Raw genomic sequence first — 19,827 nt, 5'->3', positions numbered from 1 at the left:
GTAAAATATTTTATAAATGATAGCGAAGTAAACTTATTATTGACCGATTGTTATCAAGAACTTACGGAAATTGAACAAGTTATAGTTTCAACGGTCTTGGACTCTAAAGAGAATTATCCAGACATCGACAATAACATAGAACCATATGATTTGATTTATACCATTTATACTTCTGGGTCAACAGGAGTGCCAAAAGGGGTGCTTGTAGAACATGTTCAATTATCTAATTATCTTGCCGGATTAAACCAAAACACCCCTATAAATCCAGGAGATACATGTGCACATTTATCAAGTTTTGCTACCGACCTAGGAAATACAATACTCTTCTTGTCATTATGTAGAGGAGGAACACTACTAATCGTACCAGATGATATTCTGAATGATCCTTATGAATTAAGAAGTTATTTCGCTAACAATCGAGTGGATATATACAAAATTACTCCTACCCACTTAAGTAATTTGAGTTTAGACGGAGTGGATGAATTACTGCCAAGAAAATTTTTAATATTAGGAGGGGAGGAACCTAGGAAAAGTCTACTAGAAGAGATACTCAAATCAGCAAAATGTAAAGTTTTTAATCATTACGGACCTACTGAAACTACTATTGGAGTATGTATGCATGAATTTTCAAAAGGTGACTCGTTAGATTTTCTGCCTATAGGAAAACCTTTATTAAATACACATGCTTATGTCTTAGATCCATTTTTGCGTCCTGTTCCGCATGGATTTATAGGAGAATTATATATTGGTGGAGCCAATATTTCGAAAGGGTATCTTAGGAAATCAGACTTAACGGCAGAACGTTTTATTCCTGACAAGTTCTCTGACCTTCCCGGTTCCCGATTATATAGAACTGGTGATCTTGTGCGTTATGATTCTAATGGTCGAATAGTTTATATACAAAGAATTGATAATCAATATAAAATTCGTGGATATCGGTTTGAACCTGAAGAAGTAGAAACTTGTTTAGAAGAAATTGAAGATATTAAAAAAGCGATTGTCGTAGTTCAAGAAGAAAGTGGGATAAATCAAAGGTTAGTTGCTTTCCTTCTTCCAAATCAACACAAGGTAGTTAACACAGGTAATCTTCCAAATTACCTAAAACAAAGGTTGCCTGAACATATGATTCCTTATGCCTATGTAATATTAGATAAATTACCAATTTTTCCGAATGGAAAAATTAATAAAAACGCTTTACTAGAAAAAACAATTGATAATCCTTTAAGTGATGTAGAACTTGAATTTAATAGTGATATTGAACAAAAAATATTATCTATTTGGAAGGAAATATTGAAAGTAGAACAAATTAGAGTAGAAGACAATCTTTTTGAGCTAGGAGGACACTCACTCACAGCAACCCAAATCATTATAAGGATTCGTAAAGTATTTAATATAAATATTCCTCTACGTAAAATATTCGATTTTCCAACAATTAGAGGATTAGCATCAGTTGTTGAAGAGGAATTAAATTAATTAGATGAAAACAAAGGAATGGTGTGAGGTGAAATATCGACTATGAATCGCCCAGAAAAAAAAAATGTAATACAAAATGATTTAAGAGAAAAGAAAAAAGAATACTCTATTTCATCAGCACAAAAAAGACTTTGGTTTCTCAATCAGATGAACCCTGATGACCCAAATTATCATATACATTTAGTTTTTAAACTAAATGGCAAGCTGAATTTATATCATCTTCAAGAAAGCATGAATAGGGTTGTATCTCGCCATGAATCACTAAGGACGTCCTTTCATATGGTCGATGGTAGCGTTGTTCAAAAAATTAGTAATCTTAACATTTCAATTAAAGTGGTTAATAAAAGTGAAAATAATTATTACCCGCTTAAATATATTAAGGGAGAAATAAAAAAACCATTTGATTTAGAAGAAGGCCCTCTCCTTCGTGCTTATTTAATACAAGAGAATGAAGATTGTTCATATTTTGTGATGATATTACATCATATTATTTCCGATGGATGGTCCAATGATATTTTATTGAAAGAGTTGTCTTCATTTTATAATAGTTTACAGCTAGGGAAACCAGATAATTTAAATGAAGTAAAGTTGCAATACCATGATTTTACAATTTGGGAAGAAGAACAACTTAATCAAAATAATAAAAGATATAATACTATTGTTGAATACTGGAAAAATAAACTAAATAATTACCCATATATTTTAAAATTGCCTACAGATCTCTCTAGAAATTCTGAATCTCAAATTAACGGAAGAACAGAAATCACTCATTTATCAGAAGAATTTTATGGAGAAATTAAAGCCTTTAGTTTAAAACATCATGTTTCGATATATATGACACTATATACCGCTTTTACAGTTTTAATTCATAGATTCTCAGGACAAGAAACTATATTAACAGGTACTCCTGTTGCTAATCGAAATGAAATTGATTTTGAAAAAATTGTAGGACTGTTTGTTAATACTATAGTCATACCATCTGACATTACTTATAACCCTTCATTTAGTGAACATCTAAAAAGAATAAGAATCAACATACTAGATGCATTCGATCATCAAGATATTCCGTTTGATAGGTTAGTAGAGATAATTAAACCTGAAAGACATTTATCTATTAATCCTTTATTTCAAACTGCTTTTTCATATCACAAAAAAAATGAATGTTCTTTAGAGTTAGACGGAATAGTCACGATCCCTTTGGATATTGATTCAAATACTTCAAAGACGGATATCTACATGGTTGTTGAAGAAAGAGAAAGTAATGTATTACTTGCAATTGAGTACAATTCAGATTTATTCAATTCCACAACAATTCGTGGATTGTTGAATGCTTTTAAAACTATTTTAAAAACCATTGTAAAAGATGCGTCAATCAAAGTAAAGGATATTAGCTTATTAAACAATAATGATAAGAAAAAAATTATCCATTTGTTAGATGAAAAAAGCAATGATACATCTAATCTAAAATGTGTTCATCAACTATTTGAAGAAAATGCATTAAATCAACCCAATGCGGTAGCTATAGAAATTGAAAATGAAAAAATGACATACTCTCAATTGAATTATAAAGCAAATATACTTGCTAAGGAGTTGCAAAAATACGGTATTACAAAAGAAATGGTTATTGGTATATGTGTGGATCGTTCATTTGATATGGTGGTAGCTCTTTTAGGCGTTTTTAAGGCTGGAGCATCCTATTTACCGCTAGACCCATCAATTCCAATTGAAAGACTTAACTATATGTTAGAGGATTCAGATGTAAAATATGTCATTACAAATGATAAAGTTAATCCTTCTTTCAATAAAGAAAATTTCCAAATGCTATATCTCAATTTGTTGAAAGAAGTAGACGGAAAAATAGATAATTTAAATGTTGAAGTTAGCTTGGACAATCTAGCTTACACCATTTATACATCTGGAACTACAGGGAAACCAAAAGGTGTTCAAATTCCACACAGGGGATTAAGCAATTTAGCTTACAACGAGATGAATACTTTTAATATTCGGAGTGGAAGTAAGGTGTTGCATGTAGCTTCATTTGGATTTGATGCTGCGCTATATGGAATTTTAATCACATTAATAAATGGTGGAACTTTAATCATAGCTGATCTTAGTAACCACAATATTGACTATACAATTAATGATTTGTTAGTAAGAAAGAAAATCAATTATGCCAATTTAACTCCATCTTTTCTTAGAGCTTTTAAGTCTGAAGGCTTAGATTCCTTGGAAACTATTGTTTCTTATGGAGAAGAATTAACTAATGCGATTATTGAAAAGTGGGCTTCTCCAAAAAGAAAAATATATAACGGTTATGGTCCTACAGAGACAACAGTTGGAGCGACTTCAATAGATTGTACCAATCTTAAGAATGAAAGACCTCCTATAGGCCGTCTCTTTAAAAATTATTCAGGATATGTTTTGGATGAAAAATTGCAGTTAGTTCCAGTAGGTTTTGAAGGAGAACTTTACATTTCAGGAGTGGGACTAGCAAGAGGGTATATTAGTCGTCCTGATTCAACAGCAGAAAAGTTTATTCCTAATCCATTCAGTAAGGAAGAAGAGAGAATGTACAGGACTGGGGACATAGTGAAAATATTAGAAGATGGTAATTTAATGTTTGTTGGTCGAAAAGACGATCAATTAAAAATTAGAGGTTATAGAATCGAAATGAAGGATATCGAATCGACAATTTTGGAATGTCCTCTTGTTAAAAATGTTTTTATCGATGTTGTTGATAACAATGGAGAAAAGAAAATTGTTGGTTATTTAGTGTATAAAGATTCTTCAAAAGGTTCAACTCAGGAAGTAATTCGGTTTTTGAAAACAAAATTACCTTCATATATGATTCCATCAAAACTTATAAGTATAAATTCTTTTCCTCTGACACCAAATGGGAAGTTGGATAAGAAGGCTTTACCAATAATTAATTTCACGAGGGATTTAGAAACTCCATATAAGGCTCCATCAACTGAACTTGAAATTGCAATTAATGAAATTTGGAAAGAAGTCCTTAGTTTAGAGAAAATCAGTGTTGATGATGATTTTTTTGAAATAGGTGGTCAATCCCTTCTTGTTGCAAAACTTGTATATAAAATAAGTGAATATTTTAATACTGATTTACCAATCAGAGTCATTTTTAAAGACCCTACCATTTCTGGAATGGCTAAAATGATTGAAAAGATTTTAGAGAATGGAATAAATGAAGTATCAGACCAAATTGGCGAAGTTGCTTTATCTGAAGAAACTATAATTAATGATAATTTTGAAAAAGTATATTTCAACAAATTTGAATTATCTGAATCTTCTATATTATTGACTGGTGTGACTGGATTTTTAGGAGCTTTTATTCTTAACGAATTACTTAATCAAACAAAGGCTGATATTTATTGTCTTGTTCGGGCATCCAATGAAGATGGTGCAATGATTAGAATACAAAATATCATGTCTTCTTATGGATTGTGGAATGAATATGTGAAGAAGCGAATTATTCCTATACCGGGAGATCTATCAAGTCCAAAATTAGGCCTTGATGATAAAAAATTTGATTTCTTAGCTTCAACAGTGGATGTTGTTTACCACAATGGCGCTTTAGTAAATTTCACATATCCCTACCATTCTTTGGAGCCCACTAATGTAGGTGGTACACATGAGATTATTAGATTATCTCGTCAGAAAAAAATAAAACCAATACATTTTATTTCGACTCTTTCGGTATTTCCAACTAGCCCGATAGAAAATAAAAATACCATATATGAAGATGATATTTCAACCCAAAGTAAAGGATTGGGAACAGGTTATTCACAAACTAAATGGGTTGCTGAGCAGATATTACAGAAAGTAAGAGATAGCGGACATCCAATCAATATTTACAGGCTAAGTCGAATGACGGGAGATAGCATTTCAGGAGCATGCCAACCTGATGATTTTCTCTGGAAATTTATTCAATGTTGTATAGAAATGAATAGTTTTCCTGATATCGAAATGGAATATGATGTAATACCAGTTGATATTGCAGCTAAATCAATCGTTAAATTATCAAATTATAAAGAATTTAATGAAAACTATCATATTTTTAACGAAAATAAGTTGCCTTATTCAAAAATATTAGAAGCCGTTAAACAAGCAGGGTATTCCGTAAAAATAATACCTTTCAATAAATGGGAAATAGAATTGAATATCCGTTCGAGAAACTCAGATAAGGAAATTTTCTCAATTATTAATGTAATATCAAAAAATAGTTCTAACGGATATCCAGCTATTTTCAATAAAGAAAAGACAGATTCTAAACTGGATAACAATTTATTTGTTAATCCAAAAATTTCAATAGAATCATTAAAAAATACAATTTTATATTTTATTAATAAAAACGCTTTCCGCTCACCGTACTAGTTTTAATATACTGAAATCTAATTTTATTAATTGTGAGGTGATAGTCATGGATGGATTTATTCAATTTCAGGTAGTGGTAAATAAAGAAGAACAGTATTCAATATGGCCACAAGAGTTAGAAGTTCCTAAAGGATGGAGTGAAGTTGGATATAAAGGAAGTAAAGAGGAGTGTTTAGCCTATATAAAAGAACATTGGATCGATATTTCTCCTAAAAGTATTAGAGAATTACAACCATAAACATCTAAAAGAAAGGGGGGACCTATATGGATAATAGTAGGGTTTATACTATCAGCGAATTAAACTATTTATTAGAAAATTTAGCTCCTATCAAAGAAACTTTAGATTATATTGATTATGCTTCTAAACCTCATTTACAGAAAGGTTCATCAGGAGCTATATGCCCTTATTTACCAAAAGCTATCGCGTTAGATTCAATATGGTGTTCTGTTAGTAAGTTACAAGAATATAGTTTCCGAGAAATGGAAGAGTTAATACACGATAATGTTGAGCTCTTTTATTCTCTTTCGTCAAACGAAAAGATTAATAAGACATTTCAATCGTTGGTTTTAGTTTTTCCAAATATTCCTTATGAACAGGTTGGAAAATTAATCACTGGTATCCACAGTACATTTAAAAGGAGATTAGTTTATAAAGGGTTAATGATTGGCGAATTTTTTTCCGAAAATAGTCATCATGGATTATATAATAAAGAGTTTTATCCGCTCCGTAGTAATATTCCCTTAATTGCAATTAGAAACTTAATCCCAGAAGACCTTCCATTTTTAAACAAGGAAAGTGATAGTATAGAAATGCGGATCGACTTCCTGCAGGGATATTTACAAACATTTGAAGGAAAGCTAGACAGTATACGTTATACAACAGTTAAAGAAAAATTAGAAGAATTAAAAGAAAAATTATATATCTAACTTAAAATGCATTGGAGGATGTAAACATGGTTAGAAGATTTTCAAAATATGAGGAATATCATAGTATAGAAATTCTATTAGGACTCCAGAAAGAGAAAGAAGATCTATGTTGTGAAAATGAGCTTAATTTCCTTATTGTACCTCAAGTCTGTGAACTCCATTTTAAACTTGTTTTACATCATTTGGAGATTGTTCAAGAATGTATGGATGAAAGACGTTTATCCGAAGCAATTCATCAATTGAAAAGACTAAGCCAACACATATCCATGGCAACAAATGCGACGAAGTCATTAGAATGGATAGAACCTAATGATTTTGCAAAGATACGATTAGTACTTGGAAATGGTAGTGGCCAGGATTCCCCTGGATTTAAAGAAATCTTAAAAAAGGGTCCAAAACTCTTTGCACCCTTTATGGAAATATTAGCTGAAGCCGATACAACTATAATAGATCTTTATAGGAATCCAAAATCAAAATATGATCTGTTTCTATTAATGCAAGAATTATTAACATTTGATCAAGAATTTAAAAACTATAGGTATCAACATATGATTTTAGTCAAGCGAATGATAGGAATAAATTCTAAGAGTTTGAAGGGTGCACCAGCTAAAATACTAGAAGTGAATGTTAATAAGGAATTTTTCCCTAAGATATGGGCATCAATCAATGAATTCACACAATTTGTCGGGACCTCCTATTAATGAAAATTTATTAATCTGTTTAAAAAATAATCCACTTGCAAAAGTAAAAATAATCTGTTTCCCATTTGCAGGTGGTGGTGCATCCTTCTTTTATAAATGGATTGATAAAATTCATGATAGCGTTGAGATATATTCGATTGCTCTACCAGGGAGGGAAAGTAGATTAAAAGAGATGCCATTTGAACATTATGAACCTCTTGTTCATTCCCTATCAAAAAATATAATGAGACAGCTAGGAGATGAAGAGTTAATTTTTTTTGGACATAGTTTGGGTTCAATTATTTCTTTTGAAGTATCTCATTATTTGATGGAACACTACAATAAAGTTCCCTTAAGGCTCTTTGTTTCAAGTTGTAAGGCACCACGTTATTTTAATAATACAGAAAAGTTAAGTAATTTAACAAAGCTTGATTTAATAAATAAACTTAAAGATATCAATGGGACACCCCATGAAATTCTGGAAAGCGAAGAACTATTAGATTTTTATCTTCCAATAATTAAATCGGATTTTAAAATCTGTGATTCTTACAAATATTATCATGATAATAAAATATTACATTGTCCAATTACAGCGATTGGTGGTACGAAGGACAATATTAAAATTGAAGATTTAAATAATTGGAGTGTAGAAACAGACGAATTATTTGAAGTCCAATTATTTGAAGGAGACCATTTTTATTTAGTAGATAATCACAAATATATAATTGAATCCATATTAAAATCAATATATTAAAAAATCTATTTTTAAGAATAATAGGAGGTAAAATATATGAAATACGAATCATTAGGTAAATCAGGGTTAAAAGTGAGTAGACTTGTACTTGGAACGATGAATTTTGGAACATACACTTCAAAAGAAGAGGCATTTAAAATTATGGATGCCGCAAGAGATTCTGGAATTAACTTTTTCGATACAGCAAATGTATATGGTGGGGACTCACATGGAATTACGGAGGAGATTATTGGAAACTGGTTTGCTCTAGGTGAAAATCGACGTCAAAAAGTCATCCTTGGAACAAAAGTATATGGGGATATGAGTGATATTGATGGTGGACCGAATGATGATTCTCTAGGTTTATCATCATACAAAATTAAGCGTCATCTAGATGCATCTCTTAAGCGACTACAAACAGACCATATAGACTTATATCAATTACATCATGTAGATAGAGATGTTACTTGGGAAGAAATTTGGGGTGAATTAGAAAAGCAAAGGATAAATGGAAAAATTGAATATGTTGGTTCCAGTAACTTTGCAGCATGGGACTTAGTTATAGCTCAAAGTACAGCAAATAAACGCAACCTTTTAGGTCTGATATCTGAACAGCATAAATATAATCTTCTTTGCAGATTTCCCGAATTAGAAGTGCTTCCTGCTGCAAAACATTTGGGAATCGGCATTATTCCATACAGCCCACTATCCGGAGGGTTATTAGGAGGTTCTGCTCTACATAACGCAGGTCCTAGAAGTGCTCGGCAAGCAGAGAGAATAGAGAAGCACCGCTCCCAACTTGAAGAATATTCGAAGTTTTGTGCTGAAATTGATTTAGGAGAAGATGTTGTAGCTCTAGCCTGGTTATTAGCAAACCCTAGTGTAACCTCCACCATTATTGGACCAAGAAACGTAGAGCAATTAAACAATTGTATTAAAGCAACGGAAGTTAATTTAACTGAGGAAATGATGGAAAGATTGGATGGGATATTCCCGAGTTTAGGTGGACAGGCACCCGAAGCTTATGCTTGGTAAAGAGAGAATAAAATTTTCATCGAGTCCTCATCTGGCAATATAGCAATTCCACTCTGAATAATTTGTAAACCTAAAATTTAGTGCTGTAATAAATTACAAATATTGATTCCTATAAATAAAAGTAATTCTAAATTCACCTCTTGTAAGTTTAAACGAAGGAAGGATATTGATGTTATGTTCTCGATATAACATCAAAATCTTTCCTCCATCATATTTTGTAAAATAAATTACTTTTCCCTATGTGATTACAAGGGAAATTTACACATTACAAGAACGACTTGAAGATGCAGGAGCAAATTCGATTACGACTTTTTTAGTAGATTTAAAGTGAGAAGCAGTAGACGTAGATTTGCCGTATGGTCCATTAGAAACATTATGGCAGTTTGATGCTGATTTGTCGGCAAGAAATAAGTATCCAGCAATTAACACTTCATACTCTACAGTGTTAGAAGTGGGATATATAGACCAATTGCACCTAAAGGTTCAACAAGGAGCCAACAAGTTGCTTAGACGATATCGAGGTTACGTTCGCTTGTTTATATACATGGGACAGACAAGTTGCTTAACTCAGAAGTACAGACGTACAAGAAAGGGGAACGTCTTGAGGCATAGATGTTAGAAAAATAATAAGCGGTTCTGTTGATGCAAGAGAAATAGTGAGTTTGGATTATATAGGTAAATTGTAAGTTCTTTTATCAAATTACAAATTTCGGAGGTTTTTGCAAATGATAATGAATAATCCTTATATTAAAGTTTTTAAAAACAAAAGTTATGCTAAAATGTTTTTTGCTTATTTAACTTCTCAAGTGGGTACTGTCACTGGATTAACAGCTTTTGCATTTTATTTGCTAGATCGATTTTCGGAGCAACCTTATTACACGACTTTGGCGGAAATTATGTATTCATTACCAGCTCTCTTACTCTTCTTTTTAACAGGAGTCCTAGCAGATAGTCTTGACAGAAAAAAGATAGCTATTAATTGCGATATTATTTCTGCGATTTTAACATTAATTATTTTGTTCTCAATCCATCTTGATATACTACCATTAGTATTCGCATTACTGTTTATTCGTAGTGGAGTTATAAAGTTTTTTGAACCCGCCTCTATCTCTATTGTCAAGGGTGTTCTTACTAAAGAAGAGTTTCCTTTCGCTATGGGCTTAAATCAAATGTTAATGAGTATTTTCCTAATATTGGGTAGTAGTCTGGGGGCCACAAGTTACTGGCTATTTGGTATAAAGGGGGCAATTTTAATTGATTTGGCTAGTTTCCTTATCTCGGCTTACTTAATAAGCATTTGTAAAGTACCAAGAGAGGTAAGGATGCCAAACGGCGAGATCAAGTTATCAGAACTAAAGTTCCCGAATATTATAATGCAATTTAAAGAAGGTATAAACTACATCATTCGTAATAAAATATTGTTATCTATTTTTGTTGGTGTTCTAATACTGGGAATTGTAGAGGGTGGAGAAAGTGTTATGAAATTGTTTATGCTGAAATATAAACTTGCTCCAGCAGATTTTCAAATTTTTGTAATATGGTTAAATAGTATCTATGGAATCGGAATATTTCTAGGTAGCTTAGCTGCATCAACTAAATTAATTCGAAATATTGCCTTTCATCATATGATTACATATACAATATTGGTAATGGGTTGTACCCACTTTATTCAAGCTTTAATACCAAATGTTGGGGTGTTTTTGTCGCTGCATTTCATTTATGCATTTACTATACCTCTTTGTAATATAGCTTTATTTGGATGGCTAGGACAACTAGTTGAAGGATCATTCATGGGTAGAGTACAAGCTTTAATAAACCCAGTTATGATGTTAACCTTTACAACAACTCAAGGGTTAATTGCTATTTCATTCCCTAAATTAATTGAAATTGAGTTCTTATTTTTTTTAGTCGGTACTTGTGAAATCATATTATTTGCATATTTTGCTATTTCTCTTCCGCATTTAATAAAGAAGGGACACAGTAATGAAAGCGAGGAAAAATATATATGATCAAAAATGTAAATCAGTCCATTGATAATGCGTATATAATGTATACTTCTGGAACTACAGGGAGACCTAAAGGTGTAAAAATAAGTCATAAAAATGTGTTGAGACTGGTTAAAAATATAGATTATGTAAAACTTACAAATGAGACGGTAATCTTGCAAACAGGTGCAATATCTTTTGATGCATCTACTTTCGAGATTTGGGGTGCATTACTTAATGGAGGACGTCTTATTCTAATTGATAATGACAAACTATTAGATACAAAGTCCTTGAAGAATTCAATGTCGAAATATTCTGCAAACACAATGTGGCTAACTTCTCCATTATTTAATCAACTATCTAATGAAGATATTTCTATATTCAAAGGCCTTGATACCTTAATAGTAGGCGGAGATGTTTTATCGGAATCAAATATTAATAGATTATTAGATGAGTTTCCAAATTTAAGAGTGATTAACGGATATGGACCAACTGAAAATACAACGTTCTCAACAACTTACACAATTGAAAATAAATACGAGAATATACCTATAGGTAAACCAGTACCAAATTCCAAAGCTCTCATTTTAAATAAATATAATCAGCTACAACCAATTGGAATACCAGGTGAATTATGTTTGGGCGGGGATGGATTGTCAAAAGGTTATATAAATAATCATGATTTAACTCAAGAAAAATTTATACCTAATCCCTTTAATCCCAATGAAGTAATTTATAAAACAGGCGATCTAGCTCGGTGGCTTCCAGATGGAAATATAGAATTTTGGGGCAGAGTAGATAAACAAGTGAAAATAAGAGGATTCAGAGTAGAACTTGGAGACATTGAAAGAAATATATTGAATCATCCTAAAGTAAAAGAAGCAATTGTTGTAGTAAATATTAATGAAGTTAATAAAGAAAAAAGATTGTTTTTGTATTATACGTTAAAAGAAAAGGAAACGGTTAAAGAGTTAAAAAACTTTCTGATACAAAAAGTACCTAATTATATGATACCAACAGTCTTTATTGAACTTGAAGCGATGCCTTTAACTATAAATGGAAAAATTGATACTAAAGAGTTACCTATAAGAGATTACCCTAAACCAAATCTTCACAAGCCTGCCCAGAATGATATTCAGCAGTATTTGGTTGAGTTGTGGGTAAACGTACTTGGCATTAAACAAGTCGGAATAAGCGATGATTTTTTTGAATTAGGGGGGAATTCCCTTTCAGCAGTTTTAATTTCTTCTCGAATTCAAAAACATTTTACTATTAAGTTTCCATTTTCGAAAATACTAAGATTATCAACAATTGAAGAAATATCAAAAGAAATTATATCATCTGAAAGAGAGGAAAAAGCAGATATCCAAAGCATTCCTATAAGAAAAAAGCTTAATTGAAGATAAAGTATTTATTTAAAGATAAAATTAGGGGAATTTAATATGTACAGAGAAATGCAAAAGTCGAAAATCCATGGAGCTGTAGTTACTGAAGCTCATCATAATTATGTAGGTAGCATGACGATTGATCAAGATATCCTAGATGCATCAGATATTTTGAAAATGAAAAAGTGCAAGTTTTAAATGTAACAAACGATCAACGGTTGGAAACATACGTAATTTCTGGGCAAAGGGGAACTGAAATTGTTTGTCTCAATGGAGCTGCAGCAAGACTAGTACAGCCTGGTGATATCATAATTGTTATTTCGTATGTAATGCTTAACGGGAAGAGGTAAAAGATCATCCCAAAAGTAGTTTTGGTTGATGAGAAGAACCAAATTGTTAATAAGGATTATGAAGAGCTGCATGGAAATGTATACCTTTAACCCATATCAAATAAAAGAAGGTGATTAAATGAAACTTTCCGATAAATTGCCCGATAATCACATAATCGGAATTGAAAAAATGAAAAAATTAAAAGAAAGAGCAGCCGAATTCGGGGTATCTGTTGAAACAATTTTTTCTGGAGTTTGGGGAATTCTTTTACAGAGGTATAAAAATTCACCAAACGTTACGTATGCTGTTGTCAATCATAAGAAAATACAATCTATAGTCAATATCATTTACAAAGAAAAACAAAGTATTGCAGAATATTTTAAAATGGTACAAAATGAAACTTCTTCTTATGTAAAAGGTTCTACAAATGAAATAACTTCGATTATTAGAATATATGAATATGATCAGCACCACAGAAAAAATTTTGAAAATAATAAACTGATTGATATGAGTATGAGTGTTTTAATTGGAGATCCTACTAAATTTGAAGTAAATCTTTACGAAAAATATAAGGATGATGTAGAGCTCCCTCAAAGAATTACTGATCATTATTCACGAGTGATTGAATTAATCCTTAACGATTCATCTCTTATAATTGATGATATAGATATACTTACTGCTAAAGAGAAGCATCAAGCCTTATTTGAATTCAATAATACTGAATATTTAATACCCCAATCTACAATTCAGGAATTATTTGAAGATCAAGTGATAAAGAGTCCAAAAAAAATAGCATGTGTATACAAAAATCAGAGCATTACTTATGAAAAAATGAATCAGAAGGCAAACCAAATTGCTCGAGCAATTATTGATTCTGGAGTAAAAGAGGGAGAAGTTGTTGCTCTAACTTTAGATCGCTCTCTTGAGATGTTTATCGCAATATTAGGGGTTTTAAAAGCCAGATGTATTTGTTTACCCCTCAATATAAATAATCCTGATGAACGTATCGATTATTTTCTTATAGATAGTAAGACTAAATTAATTATTACTAAGAACTTTAAAAGTAGTGTATTTGAAGGGGAATTTCTTGATTTAGGAAAGAGTAAATTATCAAAGTATGGAACAAACAATTTGGGACTTGATTACTGTTTTAAAGATTCAGCATACATTTTTTACACTTCCGGGTCTACAGGAAAACCCAAAGGAGTACTGTTAGAACACAATGGAATTGTTAATCACGCATTTGCTAAAATTATAGATTTGCAAATGGGTTGTGATGATGTCATTAGCCATAACTTGAATTTAACCTTTGCTGCATCGGTTTGGCAATTTTTTTCTCCTTTATTTATTGGAGCAAAAGTAGTGATTTTTCCAGAGGAAGTACTGAGAAATCCAGTGTTATTATTCCAACAAATTAATACTTTTAGAATTTCGATACTCGAAGTAGTACCTTCCTTTTTAAAGTCATATTTGCAGACATTTGAGTATGGTAATCCAAAAATAGACTTTAGTTTTTTAAGAATTCTTATTTTGACTGGAGAAAAAGTCTCCCCTCAATTAGTTAATAATTTTTACAATTATTATAATATTCAGTTAATGAATGCGTATGGACAAACTGAATGTACTGACGATACATTACACTATATCATTCCTTTTGATACAAAGACTAAGGATGTACCGATAGGCAAGCCAATAATCAATACCAAAACTTTCGTGGTTGATATATTTAATAATATACAAGCTTATGGTTTTCCAGGAGAATTGACGATAGCTGGGGAAAGTGTTTCTCCTGGATATATAAATAATCAAATAAATAATAGATTTGTAGAGAACTTAATTCCAGAGCATGGTAAAGTATTTCGAACTGGAGATATTGTCAGATTAAATTCTGATGGGAATTTTGAGTACTTAGGAAGAAAAGATTTTCAAGTGAAAATAAGAGGCCATAGAATAGAAATAGAAGAGATTGAATCAATAATATTAGGAATTGAGGGAATTAAAGATGCAGCAGTATTAGTGGAGGAAGATGATGAGTCTGAAAATCGACTTATTGCCTTTATTGTCTTGAAAAAAACGGGAATAATTGAAAATATATATCAATCTCTGGAATATAAACTCCCTAATTATATGTTTCCTTCAAAGATTATTCAATTAGACGAACTTCCTCTAAATAACAATGGAAAAATAGATAGGAAAGCATTACTAAACAATTATAAAAATAAAGTTTCGACAATTGATACATCATTACTAGCTGAACAATACTTAGGGCGTACACTTACAACTAACTATGTAGCTCCAGTAAGTGAAATAGAAAAAGAGCTGGTTCTTGAATGGGAAAAAGTATTTGGTATTAGACCAATTGGAATTAGTGATAAGTTTATAGAGCTTGGTGGACATTCACTTAAAGCGATGATTTTGTCAACAATAATATGTAATAAATTCAACGTTAATATTCCTTCAACTACATTCTTTTATCAATCAACAATACAAGAAATTGCAGAATATGTAAAAAATGCAGAAAAATCATTAATCATTGATAGAGTCGAGGAAAAAGAAACTTATTTAGCTTCAGCAGTGCAAAAAAGAATGTTTGTTGTAAGTCAATTAGAAGAAGAATCTATAACATATAATATTCCTTATTTATTAGAAATGGAGGGTGAATTAGATACTGTCAAACTACAGAAGGCTATTTATCAATTGTTACAAAGGCATGAAACACTACGTACTTCATTTGAGACTATTGGTGATGAATTGCACCAAAAGATTAATGATGATGTTGAATTATTAATAGAATCTCTAGAATTAGGTGAACAAAATATTAATAATATTGCATTGGATTTTGTCAAACCATTTAATTTATCTAATGCTCCTCTACTACGTGTAAAATTAATTAAAGTCAATAGTAACCAACACATATTAATGATAGATATACACCATATTATATCAGATGGTTTATCAATGAATATTTTTCTAAAAGACTTAGCAACATTTTATAGCGGAGAAAAATTAGAACCTTTAAAAATTCAATACAAAGATTTTTCAAATTGGCAGAACAATTTCATACAAAGTAAAGGGATAAAGAATCAGGAAAAATACTGGCTAAAACATATAAGTGATTATGAACCTTTACGTTTGCCACTGGATTATTCTAGATCCTACAATCAACCTTTTGAAGGTGAGACAATTAACTTTGAACTAGATTCAGAAATTGTAAAAAGACTTAAAGTGTTTTCAAAAAATAATGAAGTAACACTATATACTCTATTGTTAGCTGCATTTAATGTTCTGTTGTATCGTTATACAGACGAAGCAGACATAGTAGTTGGCTCTTTAGTAGCAGGTAGGAATAATGGAGATTTAAATAATGTAATAGGAATGTTTGTGAATACGGTTGCCTTAAGAAATCAACCCGAAGGAAATAAAAATTTTTCCGATTTTTTGCTTGAAGTAAAAGAAAATGTATTAAAAGCACACGAGAATCAAGATTATCCATTTGATAAATTGGTAAAGAAGCTAGGAATAAAGCGAGAATTAAATCGTAATCCATTATTCGACACAATGTTTATCCTTCAGAATACGATAACTGACTTCGTTGAATTTGAGGGATTGAAAACACAAACATACCCTTACAAGAGTAGGATTTCAAAGTTTGATATTACATTATCTGCTGAAGAACATATGAGTAAACTCTTATTTGAGATAGAGTACAGTAATCAATTATTTAAAAAAGATACTATTGAAAGAATGGTTGGTCATTATCAAAACATATTAAAAACGGTAATCAAACAACCAAAAATAAAATTGAAGGATATTGAAGTATTAAGTGAACGAGAACAAAATCAATTATTGAAAGAATTTAATGATACGGGGAAAGATTATCCTAAAGAACAAACAATACACCAAGTTTTTGAAGAACAGGTTGCTAAGAATCCTAAAGAAGTTGCTCTTATATTTGAGTCTGAAAAATTAACTTATGCTCAATTAAACGAAATGTCCGACAAGTTGGCCCACCAAATTCGTAAGTTTGGCATTGATAGAGAACGAGTGGTCGGTATTATGTTAGATAAATCTTTTGAAATAGTAATAGGAATGTTGGCGATTTTAAAAGCTGGAGGAACATATTTGCCAATCGATCCACAGTTTCCTGTTGAAAGGATTTACTTTATACTCGAAGATAGTAATACTCAACTTTTATTGACACAACAGAAATATGCTAACAACATTAATTTCGATCATATATTAAACGTGGAAAATTTGGACCAAAATAGTACTAGAGATTAATTTACTGCTGTTGAATAAAACGATTGGCTATGAAGACAAGGCCAGGAGATTGACTATGGACAACTTGATTGAATAACGCCATCGTTAAGGCTTTCAAATTGAAAAGGTACCTATTTGCGGGATTAAGTAAAGGTCAATCAGAGTACGCGTTAAAAAAACAAGAGAATGCTGGATTAACGGTTAATGAAACACATGTCAGCTATACACAGATATACAGAATCCCATGGGATACCCGATGTACTTAAAATAACGGGTGCTTTCGTATTATATAGTTCAGCCAGAACTTTCTGGTTGAACTTTTTTTATTTAGATTTAATCTATCAGTAGCCAGGGTAGAACGTACGGGGGCGTGGGACATATGGTTGATTCGATAAGAATCTCATACTCGTTCAGTTGGTAGCTGGAGTAAGTGATTCTTTTCTTTTTGGAATTCTAAAATCGGAATTTTATTCGTTCCTTGATGAATTTCATGATTGATACGATTACACAATTTTTCAATATAGGCGTGTAATTCAGTTATGTTAAACTTTCCTTGATAGGCATGGATCTCATCCAAAAACTTCATCGTTGTCTCCACTTTTCCTTTTGTTTGTGGTCGACCTGCTACACAAGGCTTCACATTAAGTCCAAAATCTCTCGCAAAGTGCGCAAACTTCGCATTCACTTTTCCTGCAAAATGTTCTGTTCGTGCTTCATCCATCACGGTTTTCATATTGTCAGTGATGAGTTCTTCTGGTACACCACCCATTTTTTCAAACGTGTCGGTTAAGAAAGAAAATAAAACTGCCTGCGATTTAGAAATACTCATATAGAAGAACCGCATACGAGAGTAGCTTAGCACTAACACGGCTACATTAATCTCCACCTGTTCACCATCACTTGTTTCATAAAGAATACTTTCTTTCCAATCCAACTGTGCTTGTTTGGCCATACGTGTTTCATAACGGATACCGCTATTTAAAGAAGATACACGCTCAGCTTTTTCAAAGTAAGCCTTAAATTCTGGCGTATTGGCAATATAGGTACGGAATGTAGATTGCCCACACTCTAAACCATGGTTGTCTTTTAAATACTGCCAAAGATTACGTCGATAATAAAATACCTGCTTAGAATCTTCTGATAAGAGGCTGGCAATAATCGGATAGAACTCATCAATTTTAGATGGCTTATTACGCTTTGTTTTTGGTATAAAGCCATATAGATATTTATCGATTGTTCGTCGACCTACGCCCATATCCCTTGCTAATCTACTTTTATTAATCTTCATGTTTAAATGCTCCATTACTTGTTTAAAATTTGCTAAATCTGAAAGACTATTAATTTTAAATTCTGTCTCAATCTCTAATTGAATATGCATACTAACACCTCAGTATTAGTATGAAATGGAAGAGCATTTTTGTACATCTTTATTCAAGCAGGAATGTACATATTTAAATTAGCATTTATAAAGTAGAAAGCATGATGTATTTGCAGTAAGTGGTGATGTGGTTGTACTGCCCACAAAACAGTATGAGGACGTTCGCGATGCTATTACAGTAGCTGCAGCATTGGAAACGGTATTTAAACAAATGCAAATTGTGGGGCATCGGCAACGTACTATTGAAAGCTATGAATACATTTTTAATCAATTTATGACGGTTAATCGTTTACAGTACGTTGAGGATATTTCAGTAGAATCAATTTATCATTATTTAGATGTATTAGAAGTTTCGCCGCGAACAAAGTTGATTCGTTTAAAATCAATTAAAGCCGTATTAAGCAAGTTCTATAATAACAGTTGGATTAAAGACCACATCTGGCGACTATCCATATTAAAGTGGATAAAGAGGTTAAAGAAGGGGCGAAAGAATCGGACATTGATAAGCTATTGCATCTAATTGACCAAACAACTTTTATTGGTTTTCGTGATGCTGCAGCCATTAAGTTAATGTATAAAACGGGGATTCGTATTAGTACGTTAGGTGAACTACGCGAACGTCATATTGATTTTGATAATTTATTTTTAAAGTTAGATGGTTTAGCTTTAAAGAATCACAAATTTTTAAAGCTGCCAATTGATGAAGAAGTAGCTGCAATATTAAAAGTTTTAATCAAATTAAATGATGGTGTTAGAAATCATTTCGGCACAGGTAATCATAATGTATTTATTACACAAAATGGTCTGGCTATGAATACTAATAAATCATCTAATTGTGCGAGTTCTAAACAGTTAAATAAATATGCTAAACGATATGGATTGAAAAATATCAATGCTCACGCAATTAGACGGGCATATGCAGAGAGTTTACTAGAAAAAGGGGCAAGTGTCGCGTTGATTAGTAAAGCGTTAGGACATAGTGATTTAGCGGTAACCACACAGTATTTAGATTTAGATATTGAAGAAGTAGCCAACAATTTGAGAGATATTTTTTAATTGTATGTCCTAAAAATCAAGTGAATTGCAAGTAAGTAAGTAGGTAATTTCCTATTCACTTTTTTCTTTGAAAAAAAATAAAAGTGAATGTCTTAAAATCACAGAAGTGAGCTTCAGGAATCCCACTTCTTCAGAGGTGGGAGGAATGAAGTGCTTTTTTCTTTATAGAACATATGTTTATGTTGTATATTGT

Annotated in this window: 12 protein-coding genes and 2 pseudogenes; 13 read left to right on the top strand and 1 reads right to left on the bottom strand. The window is 31.6% G+C overall.

Annotated elements, in window-relative coordinates:
• From ACFXN8_RS24490 to ACFXN8_RS24440, 11 genes and pseudogenes are all read left to right on the top strand, one after another.
• A partial coding sequence (locus ACFXN8_RS24490) for a non-ribosomal peptide synthetase (RefSeq protein ID WP_386848067.1) occupies positions 1–1,473 on the top strand: 1,473 nt, incomplete at its 5' end.
• Positions 1,474–1,515: 42 nt separating this feature from the next.
• Positions 1,516–5,865: a non-ribosomal peptide synthetase family protein gene (locus ACFXN8_RS24485; protein ID WP_386848066.1), complete on the top strand. Its 4,350-nt coding sequence runs from the start codon at positions 1,516–1,518 to the stop codon at positions 5,863–5,865.
• Between the two features lie 46 nt (positions 5,866–5,911).
• Positions 5,912–6,103 carry an MbtH family protein gene (locus ACFXN8_RS24480; protein WP_386848065.1) on the top strand — a complete coding sequence of 64 codons (192 nt, stop codon included), beginning with the start codon at positions 5,912–5,914 and terminating at the stop codon, positions 6,101–6,103.
• Between the two features lie 26 nt (positions 6,104–6,129).
• Positions 6,130–6,792, top strand: coding sequence for a DUF6875 domain-containing protein (locus ACFXN8_RS24475; protein WP_386848064.1), 663 nt, complete (start codon positions 6,130–6,132; stop codon positions 6,790–6,792).
• A 26-nt stretch (positions 6,793–6,818) separates the two neighbouring features.
• Entirely contained in the window at positions 6,819–7,493 is a 675-nt protein-coding gene (locus tag ACFXN8_RS24470; protein ID WP_386848063.1) for a tryptophan 2,3-dioxygenase family protein, read from the top strand.
• Positions 7,459–8,226, top strand: coding sequence for a thioesterase II family protein (locus tag ACFXN8_RS24465; protein WP_386848062.1), 768 nt, complete (start codon positions 7,459–7,461; stop codon positions 8,224–8,226). The genes ACFXN8_RS24470 and ACFXN8_RS24465 overlap by 35 nt, the downstream gene beginning before the upstream one ends.
• Before the next feature lie 36 nt (positions 8,227–8,262).
• Entirely contained in the window at positions 8,263–9,240 is a 978-nt protein-coding gene (locus ACFXN8_RS24460) for an aldo/keto reductase (protein WP_386848061.1), read from the top strand.
• A 725-nt stretch (positions 9,241–9,965) separates the two neighbouring features.
• Positions 9,966–11,249 (top strand): MFS transporter, encoded by a 1,284-nt coding sequence (locus ACFXN8_RS24455; RefSeq protein ID WP_386848060.1) that lies wholly within the window; start codon positions 9,966–9,968, stop codon positions 11,247–11,249.
• Positions 11,246–12,625, top strand: coding sequence for a non-ribosomal peptide synthetase (locus ACFXN8_RS24450; protein WP_386848059.1), 1,380 nt, complete (start codon positions 11,246–11,248; stop codon positions 12,623–12,625). The genes ACFXN8_RS24455 and ACFXN8_RS24450 overlap by 4 nt, the downstream gene beginning before the upstream one ends.
• A gap of 42 nt (positions 12,626–12,667) precedes the next feature.
• A pseudogene (gene panD / locus ACFXN8_RS24445) lies at positions 12,668–13,050 on the top strand (aspartate 1-decarboxylase).
• A 28-nt stretch (positions 13,051–13,078) separates the two neighbouring features.
• Positions 13,079–17,221, top strand: a complete 4,143-nt coding sequence (locus ACFXN8_RS24440) for an amino acid adenylation domain-containing protein (RefSeq protein ID WP_386848058.1) — start codon at positions 13,079–13,081, stop codon at positions 17,219–17,221.
• Between the two features lie 382 nt (positions 17,222–17,603).
• On the opposite strand, the pseudogene istA reads toward ACFXN8_RS24440, so the two are convergent.
• A pseudogene (gene istA, locus ACFXN8_RS24435) lies at positions 17,604–18,578 on the bottom strand (IS21 family transposase); the annotation flags it as partial.
• A 127-nt stretch (positions 18,579–18,705) separates the two neighbouring features.
• On the opposite strand from istA, the gene ACFXN8_RS24430 reads away from it, so the two are divergent.
• Together ACFXN8_RS24430 and ACFXN8_RS24425 are read left to right on the top strand one after the other, a co-directional pair.
• Positions 18,706–19,098 carry a hypothetical protein gene (locus ACFXN8_RS24430; protein WP_386848057.1) on the top strand — a complete coding sequence of 131 codons (393 nt, stop codon included), beginning with the start codon at positions 18,706–18,708 and terminating at the stop codon, positions 19,096–19,098.
• Positions 19,038–19,634, top strand: coding sequence for a tyrosine-type recombinase/integrase (locus ACFXN8_RS24425; protein ID WP_386848056.1), 597 nt, complete (start codon positions 19,038–19,040; stop codon positions 19,632–19,634). The genes ACFXN8_RS24430 and ACFXN8_RS24425 overlap by 61 nt, the downstream gene beginning before the upstream one ends.
• The last annotated feature ends 193 nt before the right edge of the window (positions 19,635–19,827 follow it).

It is taken from the genome of Lysinibacillus sp. NPDC059133 (genome assembly GCF_042755925.1).
Taxonomy (GTDB): domain Bacteria; phylum Bacillota; class Bacilli; order Bacillales_A; family Planococcaceae; genus Lysinibacillus.
This window is presented reverse-complemented; position numbering and strand designations above follow the sequence as displayed.